This window comes from Pseudomonas sp. TE4620 (assembly GCF_056279045.1).
This window is the reverse complement of record NZ_JBWBQO010000001.1, coordinates 2,284,428-2,296,899: the sequence shown is the minus strand read 5'-3', so window position 1 is coordinate 2,296,899 and position 12,472 is coordinate 2,284,428. Positions and strand designations below refer to the sequence as shown.

Genomic DNA, 12,472 nt, shown 5'->3' with positions numbered 1-12,472 from the left:
CGCTCTACAACCAATGCCACCCATACCCAGTACCCAAGTAGCATTCGGCGCGCTACCGCGCCTGCCTAAACTGCCTGCATCGATCAATGCCCACCCAGGAGGCACCCATGCAGCAGTTCCCGGCCGAGGGCGTGATCAGTGCCGTGTCGCGGGCCAGCGCCGCTGAGCTTGCCGCCCAGGAACTGGCCAGCCAGCTGCTGCACCCGCACCTGGGTTTCGTGTTGTTCTTCTGCTCCGCCGAGTACGACCTGCCGGCCCTGGCCCAGGCCCTGCAACAGAGCTTCGGCGGCATTCGCCTGGCCGGTTGCACCAGTGCCGGCGAACTTACCCCCGACGGTTACGGCCGTGGCTGCATCACCGCCCTGGGTTTTGATCACCGGCAGTTTTCCATCGCCGCCGAACTGATCGACGCCATGCCGGCGTTCAGCCTGATCCAGGCCCAGGCCACGGTCGAGCGCCTGGTGGGCGAGTGTCGTAGCAATACCCTGGCGCCGATCAAGGGCCACAGCTTTGCCCTGACCCTGCTCGACGGCCTGTCCAGCCGTGAAGAAACCGTGCTGGCGGCACTCAGTGCGGCGTTGGGCGATATCCCGCATTTCGGTGGCTCGGCCGGTGACGACAATCATCTGCACCACACCCATGTGTACTTCGACGGCGCCTTTCGCAGTGGCGCTGCGGTGGTGCTGCTGGTCAACACCGGGCTTGAGTTCGAGGTGTTCACCACCCATCACATCGAGCCGCGCAGTGAAAAACTGGTAATCACCCGCGCCGATCGCCAGTTGCGCCGGGTCTACGAGCTCAACGCCGAACCGGCAGCGCTTGAATACGCGCAGTTGATCGGCGTGCCGGTCAGCCAGATCAATCACCGCACCTTCGCCGCCCACCCGCTGGCGGTGCGCATCAACGAGCGTTATTACGTGCGCGCCATCCAGCAGGTGCACGAGGACCTGAGCCTGAGTTTCTACTGCGCGGTGGAGAACGGCATCGTCCTCACCGCCATGCGTCCGGGGCCGCTGTTGCCGAATCTGCAGCACCTGTTTAGCGGCCTGCAACAACGCCTCGGGCCCTTGCTGCTGACCATCGGTTGCGATTGCTTCCTGCGCCGCCTGGAGCTCGAAGGCAGCGACAGCCTGGCCGAGGTCGGCCGTTTTCTGCGCAGACAGCGGGTGCTGGGTTTCAACTCCTACGGGGAACAGTTCAATGGCATGCACATCAACCAGACCTTCACCGGCGTTGCCATCGGCCGGCCCCGAGGCCAGTGTGAACAGTGACCCGCGCCTGGCCGAGCTGCAACGGGCCAACCACAAGCTGCTGCGCATCAACGCCGCGCTGATCGAGCGCCTGGAGTCGGGGGCGGCGCGCCCGGACGATTCCTATGCGGCGTTCCAGCATTCGGTGGTGCTGGCCGAACAGGTACGCGAGCGCACCGATGCCCTGAACCAGACCCTGGTCGAGCTCAAGGCCAGCAACCACCTGCTCAGCGAGGCCCGGCTGCGCGCGGAAACCGCCCACCAGCACCTGGTCGATGCCATCGAAAGCATCTCCGACGCCTTTGTGCTGTTCGACCCGGACTTGCGCATCGTCCTCTTCAACAGCCGTTTCAAAGCCTTCTGGGCCGGCAGCCGCTTGCGCATCATCAGCGGCATGCGCCTGGCCGAGGTCAAGCGCCTGATGCACAGCAGCGGCCTGTTGCGCGAAGAACTGCGCGGTGTCAGCGACGAACACCTGCTGTACCGTCTGCACAACGGGCGCTGGCTGCAGGTCAGCGAGCGGCCAACCCAGGACGGCGGGCGGGTGATGCTGTTCACCGACATCACCGAGGTCAAGCACAGCGAAACCCGGCGCCGCGAGCAGGCGGTGGCGCAAAAGTCCTACTTGCTGCAACGGGCGGTCGACAACCTGTCCCAGGGCGTGGCCATGGTCAATGCCGACGGCGTGCTGGAACTGTGGAACCGGCGTTTTCTCGAACTCAGCGGCCTGGCGCCGATCGCCGCCCACCGATCCTTTACCGAAGTGATCGCCGACAGCGAACTGGCCTTGCTGACCCCGGCCAGCCGCGACGGCAATGGCCGCTGTGTGCATGAACTGGAACAGCGCCTGTTCGACGGACGCATGCTGGAAATCCGTACCCATCCGTTGCCCACCGGCGGTTTCGTCAACACTTTCACTGACATCACCGAACGCTACCAGCACGCGCAAGCCCTGAGCGAAAGCGAGCGCTGGATTCGGCTGATCACCGACCATGTGCCGGCGCTGATTGCCTACCTCAATGCCGAGCTGGTCTACGAGTTCACCAACAAGGTCTACGAGCAGTGGTACTGCTGGCCGCCGGGGGTGATGCTCGGGCAGAACCTGCGCGAGGTGCACAGCCCCGGGCACTACCAGCGCCTGGAGGGTTACATCGAGCGGGCGCTGGCCGGCGAGAGCGTGACGTTCGAATGCGCCGAGACCCACGTCAACGGCCAGGAACGCTACATGCTGCGCTCCTACGTGCCCAACCGCCTGGCCAGTGGCGAGGTGGTTGGGATTTTCGTGCTGATTCGCGACATCACCGAACGCCGGCGCAGTGCCGAGGCCCTGCACCAGGCCTATCAGAACCTCGAAGTGCGGGTACGCGAACGCACCGCCGAACTGAGCAAGGCCAAGCAGCAAGCCGAGCAGGCCAACCTGTCGAAGACCAAGTTCCTCGCCGCCGTCAGCCATGACTTGCTGCAACCCTTGAACGCGGCGCGGCTGTTCACCAGTGCCTTGCTCGAACAGAGCAGCGCTAACCCTGCGCTGGTGCGCAATGTCAGCAACTCGCTGGATGACGTCGAGAACCTGCTCGGCACCCTGGTGGATATCTCCAAGCTCGACGCCGGGGTGATCAAGGCCGACCTTGCCAGCTTCGCCGTCAGCGACCTGCTCGACAACCTCGCCGCCGAATTTGCTCATGCCGCCGCCAGCGCGGGCCTGCGCATGGCCTATGTGCCCTGTGGGCTGAGCGTGCACAGCGATATCCAGTTGCTGGCGCGGATACTGCGCAACCTGCTCAGCAATGCCATCCGCTACACCCCGCGCGGCCGCGTGCTGCTCGGCTGCCGGCGGCGCGCCAAGGCGTTGTCGATCGAGGTCTGGGACACCGGCATCGGCATTGCCCAAGAGCGCCGCGAAGAGGTGTTTGAGGAGTTTCGTCGTGGTGATGCGCAGCGCCCGGACCAGGACCGCGGCCTGGGCCTGGGCTTGGCCATCGTCGACAAGATCGCCGGGATTCTCGGCCACCGCCTGCAATTGCGTTCAGTGCCGGGCAAGGGCTCGGTGTTTACCGTCGAAGTACCCTGCAGCCTCCAGGCACCCAGGCGGCTGGCCGAACCCGACCTCAGCGAGCCGCTGCGCGAACGCCTGGAAGGCGCGCGTATCTGGGTGCTGGATAACGACGCGGCGATCTGCGCCGGCATGCGCACCTTGCTCGAGCAGTGGGGCTGCGAGGTGGTGACGGCCTTGAGTGAGCAGGACCTGGCGCGCCAGGTGGCCTGCAACAGCGCCGAAGCCGACCTGCTGATCGCCGATTACCACCTGGACAACGGCCGCAACGGCGTCGATGCGGTGGCGGCGATCAATGCCCAGCGGCCTGTACCGCTGGCGGCCTTGATGATCACCGCCAACTACAGCAACGAGCTAAAACAACAGGTGCGCGAGCGCGGCCATACGTTGATGCACAAGCCGGTGCGGCCGATGAAGCTCAAGGCCGCCATCAGCCACCTGCTCGGCGCCGAACTCAGCGCGCCGCGCGACCGCTGACGTAGTGCGCGCTGTCGTTGTAGCCGTGAGTCGAGGCGTGGCCCGGGGTTACCAGTGAATCGATGAAGGCTTCGTCTTCAGCGCTGATCTGCACCGCCAGCGCGCCGCTGTAGGTGTCCCACTGGGCTTCGGTGCGCGGGCCGACGATCGCCGAGCTGACCGCGCGGTTGTTGAGCACCCAGGCGATGGCGAACTCGACCATGCCGATGCCCCTGGGCTGCAGGTAGGCGTGGATCTGCTGGGCGATCTGCAGCGATTCTGGGCGCCATTCGGTTTCCAGGATGCGCTTGTCCTGGCGTCCGGCGCGGCTGTTGGCATCGGGGCTGGCATTGGGCGCGTACTTGCCGCTGAGCACGCCGCGCGCCAGCGGGCTGTAGGGCACGATGCCCAGGCCGTGATGGGCGGCGGCGCTGAACTGCTCGGGTTCGGCCTGGCGGTTGACGATGTTGTACAGCGGCTGGCTGGCCACCGGCTTGGGCACGCCCAGGCGCTCGGCCAGGTTGCACAGCTCGGCGATGCGCCAGCCGCGGAAGTTGGACACACCCCAGTGGCGAATTTTGCCCTGGCGCAGCAGGTCGCCGATGGCGCTGACGGTGACCTCAAGCGGGGTGTTGTGGTCTTCGCGGTGCAGGTAGTAGATGTCCAGGTAATCGGTGCCCAGGCGGGTCAGGCTGGCTTCGATGGCATTGAAGATGTGCTTGCGGCTTAAGCCGCTACGGTTGGGCAGGCCCTCGGCAGGGCCGAAGCCGACCTTGGAGGCGAGGATCCAGTCGTGGCGGTGGCGGGCAATGGCCTCGCCGACGATTTCCTCGCTGCGCCCGGCGTTGTAGACGTCGGCGGTGTCGATGAAATTGATGCCCTGGTCCCAGGCCTTGGCGATGATGCGCAGCGAGTCTTCGGTGCTGGTCGGCTCGCCGAACATCATGCTGCCCAGGGTCAGTGCCGACACCTGCAGGCCGCTTTGGCCCAGTGGACGGTAAATCATGATCGAAAGGCCTTTGGCGATTGGAATTCGATCTGTTTTACACAGTTCCACCTCTGATTTAAAGCATCGCGGGGCACGCCCGCTCCTACATTATGTAGGAGCGGGCTTGCCTCAGTTCGCCGGTTCAGCCGCCGCCCCGGCAGCCCGCACCCGCGAAACCCGCAGCGCCACCAAACTACCAAACACAATCAAGCCCGCCAGCGAATACAGCGCGGCATCGGTCGAGCCGGTCTGGTCCTTGATGAAACCGACCAGGTAGGGGCTGAGAAAGCCGGCCATCTGCCCGACCGAGTTGATGATCGCCAGGCCCGCCACTGCGGTACCGGCGCTGAGCAGTGCGGTGGGCATCGGCCAGAACATCGGCAGGCCGGTGAGGGCGCCCATGGTGGCAATGCTCAAACCGATAATCGCAATCACCGGGCTGTGGCCGAAGTTCACCGCGATCAGCAGGCCCAGGGCACCCATCAGCATCGGCACCACCAGATGCCAGCGGCGCTCGTTGCGCAGGTCTGCCGAGCGCCCGACCAGCAGCATGAACACCCCGGCCAGCAGGTAGGGGATGGCGCTCAGCCAACCGATCAGCAGGGCGTCGCTGAAACCCAGGTTCTTGATGATCGACGGCAGCCAGAAGTTGATCGCATAGACCCCGCTCTGGATGCAGAAGTAGACGAAACCGAAGGTCCAGATCAGCGGGTTGGCAAACACCGACAGCAGGCTGTCGCTGCTGGTCACCGGCTTGCTGGCGGCATCGGCCTTGAGGTCGGTTTCGATGATCTGGCGTTCGTCCGGGCTTAGCCATTTGGCCTTGGCGTAACCATCACTGAGCAGGAAGATCGCCAGAAAGCCCAGCAGCACGGTCGGCAGGCCCTGGATCAGGAACATCCACTGCCAGCCGGCCAGGCCATGCTGGCCGGCGGCGAAATGATTGAGAATCCAGCCCGAGAACGGCCCGCCGAGCAAGCCCGACACCGGGATCGCCGACATGAACAGGGCCATGATCCGCCCGCGACGGGTGGCCGGGAACCAGCGCGAAAGGTACAGCACGATGCCGGGGAAGAAGCCCGCTTCGGCGGCGCCGGTGAACAGGCGCAGGACGTAGAACTCCATGGGCGTGGTGACGAACAGCAGGCAGGTCGACAGCGTGCCCCAGGCGATCATCATCAGCGCGATCCAGCGTCGCGGGCCGAAGCGGTTGAGCGCCAGGTTGCTGGGCAGCCCGCACAGCACATAGCCGATGAAGAAAATCCCGGCACCCAGGCCGTAGATGGTTTCGCTGAACTTGAGCGCATCGAGCATCTGCAACTTGGCAAAGCCGACGTTGACCCGGTCCAGGTAGTTGAACAGGTAGCAGATGAAGATGAACGGAATCAGCCGCAAGGTGATGCGCCGATACAGCGCATTGCGGGTGACGTCTTGGCCTTGGTCAGGGGCAGGGCTGTATGACATGATTCTCTCTCTGTTGTTATGTTTATCGCCGCAGCCTGCATCGAGGCGGCTGCTGCGACGAGTCTCGGTGAGCGGACCGTGGCTGTCTTTGTGCTTTTGCACAGCAATTCGTGCGGCCTGCTGTGCCCCGGACCAATCATTGCGACAACAAGGATCCTCCCATGTTCGAACTGGACCATGACCTGGCGCAAGACATCGTCGAGCGGGCGATGGCGATTCTGCCGTGCAACGTCAACGTCATGGACAGCCAGGGCCTGATCCTCGGCAGTGGCGAGCCCGAGCGCATCAACACCCGTCACGAAGGTGCGCAGCTGGTGCTGGCCAACGGTCGAATCGTCGAGCTCGACGTCGAAGCGGCCAAGTGCCTCAAGGGTGTGCAGCCCGGGGTCAACCTGCCGCTGCTGCTCGACGGGCGCTTGATCGGTGTGCTGGGCCTGACCGGTGATCCGCAGCAGTTGCGCACCTATGGCGAGCTGGTACGGATGACCGCCGAAATGCTTTTGGCCCAGCGTCACCTGCAGGTCGAGCAGCAGTGGCGGCGCCAGCGCTGCGACGACCTGCTGGCATTGCTGCTGGGCGGCTCTGGCGATTCGCCGCGGCTGGTCGATGAGGCTCGCCAGCTGGGCCTCAAGCCGCAACTGCCGCGCATTCCCTGCCTGTTTGAGCTGGACGCCGGGCCTGCGGCCGAGGCGTTGGCCAGCTGGTTGATGAGCCGCTACCCGGACAGCTGGTGCGTAAGCCCCGCGCGCCAGTCGCTGCTCTGGTGCCGGCCCGCCACCGTGGTGCTGGATGAACCGAAACTGCTGGAGCGTTTGCAACGCCATGGCTGGCAGGTGCAGCGCCTGGCCGCAGGTTCGCCGGCGCAAAGCCTGGAGCAACTGCGCGGGGGTTATCGGCGGGTGCGCGACTTGCTGGCCTATGGCCGCGAAGTGCTGCCGGCCGAGCGCCTGCTGACCTTGAGCCGCTACCGCCTGCCAGCGATGCTGTGGCGCCATCGCAATGATGACGCCCTCGACGAGCTGCTCGAACCGCTGCAGCGCATTCGTGCCAAGGACAACAGCGGCCAGCTGCTGGCGACCCTGCGCGCCTGGTGTGCCCACGATGGCCAGAGCCAGGCCTGCGCCGATGCCCTGGGCATTCACCGCAACAGCCTGCGCTATCGTCTGGAGCGCATCGCCGAACTGAGCGAAGTCGACCCGTTGCGCCTGGAAGGGATGCTCAGCCTGTACCTGGGCTTGCAGTTGCTGCCAGCCGGCAACTGAGGCAGTTTTGGCCAAGTGCCAAACAAGCGCGGGCGGTTTTTGTGCATCCGACCGACGCACTCTTGCAGCCCAACTGTCAGCATGCAGGCATCTGGATCAGGAGAATCCCCATGAAAATCGTCATCGCCCCCGACTCGTTCAAGGACAGCCTCAGCGCCGAAGGCGTCGCCGACGCCATTGCTGCCGGTATTGCCCTGGTGTTGCCGCAGGCGCAACGGGTCAAGTGCCCGATGGCCGACGGCGGCGAAGGTACCATGGCGGCCATCGTCGCTGCCTGTGCCGGCGAGCTGCGCAGCCTGCGCGTGCGCGGACCGCTGGGTGAGCCGGTCGACGCCGGTTGGGGCTGGCTGGCCGACAGCCACACGGCGATCATCGAAATGGCCACCGCCAGTGGCCTGCAACTGCTCACCCTGGCGCAGCGCGATGCCTGTCGCAGCAGCACCTTTGGCACCGGCCAACTGATTGCTGCGGCGCTGGATGCCGGCGCCCGGCGGATTATCCTGGCCATCGGCGGCAGTGCCACCAATGATGCCGGCAGCGGCATGTTGCGGGCGCTGGGCCTGCAATTGTTCGACGCCGACAATCAGCCGCTCGCTGAAGGCGGCCTGGCCCTGGCCCAGCTTGCCCGCATCGATGCCAGCGCGTTGGACCGGCGTTTGCGCGAGGTGCAGCTGGAAGTTGCCGCGGATGTCGACAACCCGCTGTGCGGCAGCAATGGCGCTTCAGCGATCTTTGGCCCGCAAAAGGGCGCAAGCCCCGAGCAGGTCCGGGCCCTGGACCAGGCCTTGGGACACTTTGCCGACCACTGCGGGCAACTGCTGGGCACTGATGTGCGTGACTTCCCTGGCAGCGGCGCCGCTGGCGGCATGGGCTTTGCCGCCAAGGCCTTCATGCAGGCGGCCTTTCGCCCGGGGATCGAAGTGGTGGCCGAGCTTGCCGGGCTTGAAGCGGCGGTGCAGGGGGCAGACCTGGTGATTACCGGCGAGGGCCGTTTTGATGCGCAGACCCTGCGCGGCAAGACGCCGTTCGGCGTGGCCCGGGTAGCACAGCGCCATGGGGTGCCGGTGGTGGTGATTGCTGGCACCTTGGGCGAGGGTTACCAACAGCTGTATGCCCATGGCATCGACGCCGCGTTTGCCCTGACCAGCGGGCCGATGACCCTCGAGGCGGCCTGTGCCAATGCGCCAGCCTTGCTCCAGGCCCGCGCTGGCGACATCGCCCGCCTGTGGTGCCGCGCCCGGGCGTTGCCCGCCGGCTGACGGGCCGGCGTCATCGCCGCTAGCCCCCCGTCATGTTCATGAAACGCAAAATCTGCACCTCGCCATTGATATCGAAAGTATGGCTGTAGGGTTTGAGGGTCATGGCCTGGCGGATGGCCTTGTCCAGGCGTTCGCTGTCACCCGGGTGGGCACGCAGCACCTGCTTGAGGTCGGCGGCGTGCTCATTGCCCAGGCACAGCAGCAGACGGCCTTCGACGGTCAGCCGCACGCGGTTGCAGCTGGCGCAAAAGTTGTGGCTGTGCGGCGAGATGAAGCCGATGCGGATATCCGGCGCCTCAGCCAGACGCCAGTAACGCGAGGGGCCCTGGGTTGATTCGGCCGACTCGATCAGGCTGAAGTGCTCGGCGATACGCGCGCGCACTTCGTCACTTGAACAATAGGACTCGCTGCGCTGGTGCTCGCTGATCACCCCCAGGGGCATTTCTTCAATAAAGGAAATATCCAGCTGGCGATCGATGGCAAAGCGCACCAGATCGACCACTTCATCATCGTTGCGGCCCTTGAGCACCACGCAGTTGAGCTTGGTGCGGCGAAAGCCGGCGGCATGGGCGGCGTCGATGCCGGCAACCACCTGGGCCAGATCGCCGGTGCGGGTCAAAGCCTTGAAACGCTCGGCATCGAGGCTGTCGAGGCTGATGTTCAGGCGCGAAAGGCCGGCATCGAACAGCGGCTGGGCCAGGCGGGTGAGTTGCGAGCCGTTGCTGGTCATGCACAGTTCGCGCAGGCCGGGCAGGGCGGCGATGCGTGCGCACAGCTCGACGATGCCAGCGTGCACCAGCGGCTCGCCACCGGTCAGGCGGATCTTGCGGGTGCCCATGGCGACGAAACGCTCGGCCAGCTGGTACAGCTCCTCGAGGGTGAGGATGCGCTGGCGCGGCAGGAACTGCATGTCTTCGGCCATGCAATAGACGCAGCGAAAGTCGCAGCGATCGGTGACCGACATGCGCAGGTAATCGATTTTACGATTGTAGCCGTCGACCAGTTGTTTGCCGTTTGCACTCATGCAGGACAGGGCCTCTTATCGCGCGTCTGGGATGCGTTTGCGCACTAGTTCTTTGATGATGGTCGAGGCTATTTAAATCGTCCATGTCGGTCAAATCACTATTAATGACCAACTGATAAGGCTCATCTATCGGTAGCTTGCAGCCCCCGTATTACGAGGGTTTCAGCGTCGTGATAGAGGGTCTTGATCGGTTCGTCATTTGTTTTGATTAGACGCCTGAGTCCACGCTCAATAGCCTGAAAGGGTAGAAAACGAAGTTCGCCATTAATCAACCTGTCAATAACAAGTTGTTAATCGGTGAAACGTTAAAGATGCCCTGCGAGCCAAGCGAGGAAGCCGCGATGAGCCAAGATGAACATATAAAAAACTATGACGCCCCCGCCGCCGGTTGGGGCGCGCTGAAAAGCGTGACCAAGAGCTGGCTGGGCAGTGAAAACGCCTTCAAGAACCTGCGCGTTATGCTCAAGACCAACCAGAGCGGCGGTTTCGACTGTCCCGGTTGCGCCTGGGGCGAGTCGCCGGAAAGCGGCATGGTCAAGTTCTGCGAGAACGGCGCCAAGGCGGTCAACTGGGAGTCCACCGGGCGCCTGGTCGATGCGGATTTCTTCGCCCGCTACAGCGTCACCGAGCTGGCCCGCCAGAGCGACTACTGGCTTGAATATCAGGGCCGCCTGACCCATCCGATGCGCTATGACGCCGCCACCGACCACTACGTCGAAACCAGCTGGGAGGACGCCTTTGCGCTGATCGCCCAGCACCTCAACAGCCTCGAATCTCCTGACCAGGCCGAGTTCTACACCTCCGGCCGGGCCAGCAACGAGGCGGCGTTCCTTTACCAGCTGTTCGTGCGCGCCTACGGCACCAACAACTTCCCTGATTGCTCGAACATGTGCCATGAGGCCAGCGGTGTCGGCATGTCGGAAACCCTCGGGGTCGGCAAGGGCACGGTGGTGTTCGACGACCTGGAGCACGCCGACGCAATCTTCGTTATCGGCCAGAACCCCGGCACCAACCACCCGCGCATGCTCGAACCGCTGCGCGAGGCAGTCAAGCGCGGGGCTCAGGTGATCTGCCTGAACCCGCTCAAGGAGCGTGGCCTGGAGCGTTTCCAGCATCCGCAGCACCCGTTCGAGATGCTCAGCAACGGCTCCGAGCCGACCAACACCGCGTACTTTCGTCCGGCCCTGGGCGGCGACATGGCGGTGATGCGCGGCATTGCCAAGTTTTTGCTGCAATGGGAACGCGAGGCCCAGGCCAAGGGCGAGCCGGCAGTGTTCGACCACGTCTTTATCGCCGAGCACACCTCGGGGCTCGACGCTTACCTGGCCGAAGTCGATGCCACCCGTTGGGCAGATATTGTCGAGCAGTCGGGCCTGAGCCTGGCCGAGCTTGAGCTGGCTGCCCGCATGTACCGGCGCGCCGAGCGGGTGATCATGTGCTGGGCCATGGGCGTGACCCAGCACCGTCACTCAGTGCCGACCGTGCAGGAAATCATCAACCTGCAGCTGCTGCGCGGCAACGTCGGCAAGCCGGGCGCCGGGCTGTCGCCGGTACGCGGCCACAGTAACGTGCAAGGCGACCGCACCATGGGCATCGACGAGCAGCCACCGGCGCGCCTGCTCGATGCCCTGGAAGCGCGCTTCGCCTTCAAGGCCCCGCGCCTGCACGGGCACAACGCGGTGCTGGCGATCCAGGCCATGGAAGAGCAGCGCGCCAAGGTGTTCATCGCCCTGGGCGGCAACTTCGCCCAGGCCACCCCCGATACCCCGCGCACCCACGACGCCTTGCGCAACTGCGCGCTGACCGCGCACATCGCCACCAAGCTCAACCGCTCGCACCTGGTCACCGGCCGTGACGCCCTGATCCTGCCGTGCCTGGGCCGTACCGAAATCGACCTGCAGGCCGAAGGGCCGCAAGGCATCACCGTCGAAGACACCTTCAGCATGGTGCATATCTCCCACGGCCAGCTCAAACCCTGCTCGCCGCTGCTGCGCTCGGAGCCTGCGATCGTCGCCGGCATCGCCAAGGCCACCCTCGGTGACCGGCCGATCGACTGGCAGTGGACGGTTGCCGACTACAGCCGCATTCGCGACCTGATTGCCGACGTTATCCCGGGTTTCGAGGACTTCAATGCGCGCCTGCAGCACCCAGGTGGCTTCCACCTGGGCAACACCGCGGCGCAGCGCGATTGGCACACCGAAAGCGGCAAGGCGCAGTTCACTGCCAGCGTGCTGCCGGCGCAGCTGGTCAACGAAGAAGTTCTGGCCCGTGGCGACACCCCGGACCTGATCCTGCAGACCCTGCGCTCCCACGACCAGTACAACACCACCCTGTACGGCCTCGACGATCGCTACCGCGGCGTATTCGGCCTGCGTGAGGTGGTCTTCGCCAACGAGCAGGACATCCGCCGCCTGGGCTTCAAGCCCAACGACAAGGTCGATATGGTCTCGCTGTGGGAAGACGGCCGCGAGCGACGGGTCAGTGGCTTTACCCTGGTCGCCTACGACATTCCGCCAGGCCAGGCCGCGGCCTACTACCCGGAGACCAACCCGCTGGTGCCGCTGGAAAGCTACGGTGAGCGCACCTTCACACCGACCTCGAAATTCATCGCCATCAAGCTCGAGAAAGCCAGCGCCGACAACCTGATTCCATCAGCGCACCTCTGACGCTGTACTCGAGTCGCTGAGGCAATCGCGCCCACCATCGCACTTTTTCC

Annotated in this window: 8 protein-coding genes; 5 read left to right on the top strand and 3 right to left on the bottom strand. The window is 64.7% G+C overall.

The genetic code is table 11. The annotated features are described in order from the left end of the window. The first annotated feature begins 107 nt into the window (after nucleotides 1–107). Together nosP and ACZ9A3_RS10790 are read left to right on the top strand one after the other, a co-directional pair. The gene (gene nosP, locus ACZ9A3_RS10795; protein WP_093387540.1) at nucleotides 108–1,271 is read left to right on the top strand and encodes a nitric oxide-sensing protein NosP; all 1,164 of its coding nucleotides are present in this window, start codon (nucleotides 108–110) and stop codon (nucleotides 1,269–1,271) included. Next, a complete protein-coding gene (locus tag ACZ9A3_RS10790) occupies nucleotides 1,201–3,780 on the top strand; it encodes a PAS domain-containing hybrid sensor histidine kinase/response regulator (protein ID WP_093382733.1) in 2,580 nt (859 codons plus the stop codon). Before nosP ends, ACZ9A3_RS10790 begins: the two co-directional genes overlap by 71 nt. Here the strand turns inward: ACZ9A3_RS10790 and ACZ9A3_RS10785 are convergent. Next, nucleotides 3,758–4,765 (bottom strand): aldo/keto reductase, encoded by a 1,008-nt coding sequence (locus tag ACZ9A3_RS10785; RefSeq protein ID WP_476252563.1) that lies wholly within the window; start codon nucleotides 4,763–4,765, stop codon nucleotides 3,758–3,760. The two genes, ACZ9A3_RS10790 and ACZ9A3_RS10785, sit on opposite strands and share 23 nt — an antisense overlap. Before the next feature lie 111 nt (nucleotides 4,766–4,876). Beyond that, nucleotides 4,877–6,211, bottom strand: coding sequence for an MFS transporter (locus tag ACZ9A3_RS10780; RefSeq protein WP_476252562.1), 1,335 nt, complete (start codon nucleotides 6,209–6,211; stop codon nucleotides 4,877–4,879). A 161-nt stretch (nucleotides 6,212–6,372) separates the two neighbouring features. Here ACZ9A3_RS10780 and ACZ9A3_RS10775 point away from each other — a divergent pair, with 161 nt between their 5' ends. After that, complete coding sequence (locus ACZ9A3_RS10775) at nucleotides 6,373–7,473, top strand: sugar diacid recognition domain-containing protein (protein WP_476252561.1); 1,101 nt, start codon at nucleotides 6,373–6,375, stop codon at nucleotides 7,471–7,473. Nucleotides 7,474–7,583: 110 nt separating this feature from the next. After that, nucleotides 7,584–8,732, top strand: a complete 1,149-nt coding sequence (locus ACZ9A3_RS10770) for a glycerate kinase (protein ID WP_195884115.1) — start codon at nucleotides 7,584–7,586, stop codon at nucleotides 8,730–8,732. A 19-nt stretch (nucleotides 8,733–8,751) separates the two neighbouring features. Here the strand turns inward: ACZ9A3_RS10770 and moaA are convergent, their stop codons facing one another. Further along, nucleotides 8,752–9,756, bottom strand: a complete 1,005-nt coding sequence (moaA, locus tag ACZ9A3_RS10765) for a GTP 3',8-cyclase MoaA (RefSeq protein ID WP_476252560.1) — start codon at nucleotides 9,754–9,756, stop codon at nucleotides 8,752–8,754. A gap of 341 nt (nucleotides 9,757–10,097) precedes the next feature. Between moaA and ACZ9A3_RS10760 the strand changes: the two genes are divergently transcribed. Beyond that, the gene (locus ACZ9A3_RS10760) at nucleotides 10,098–12,422 is read left to right on the top strand and encodes an FdhF/YdeP family oxidoreductase (RefSeq protein WP_476252559.1); all 2,325 of its coding nucleotides are present in this window, start codon (nucleotides 10,098–10,100) and stop codon (nucleotides 12,420–12,422) included. The last annotated feature ends 50 nt before the right edge of the window (nucleotides 12,423–12,472 follow it).

Excerpts from the sequence above, each read along its gene's own strand:
- moaA (WP_476252560.1), bottom strand. The coding sequence starts at position 9,756 with ATGAGTGCAAACGGCAAACAACTGGTCGACGGCTACAATCGTAAAATC.
- ACZ9A3_RS10785 (WP_476252563.1), bottom strand. The coding sequence starts at position 4,765 with ATGATTTACCGTCCACTGGGCCAAAGCGGCCTGCAGGTGTCGGCACTG.
- nosP (WP_093387540.1), top strand. The coding sequence starts at position 108 with ATGCAGCAGTTCCCGGCCGAGGGCGTGATCAGTGCCGTGTCGCGGGCC.
- ACZ9A3_RS10775 (WP_476252561.1), top strand. The coding sequence starts at position 6,373 with ATGTTCGAACTGGACCATGACCTGGCGCAAGACATCGTCGAGCGGGCG.
- ACZ9A3_RS10760 (WP_476252559.1), top strand. The coding sequence starts at position 10,098 with ATGAGCCAAGATGAACATATAAAAAACTATGACGCCCCCGCCGCCGGT.
- ACZ9A3_RS10770 (WP_195884115.1), top strand. The coding sequence starts at position 7,584 with ATGAAAATCGTCATCGCCCCCGACTCGTTCAAGGACAGCCTCAGCGCC.
- ACZ9A3_RS10790 (WP_093382733.1), top strand. The coding sequence starts at position 1,201 with ATGGCATGCACATCAACCAGACCTTCACCGGCGTTGCCATCGGCCGGC.
- ACZ9A3_RS10780 (WP_476252562.1), bottom strand. The coding sequence starts at position 6,211 with ATGTCATACAGCCCTGCCCCTGACCAAGGCCAAGACGTCACCCGCAAT.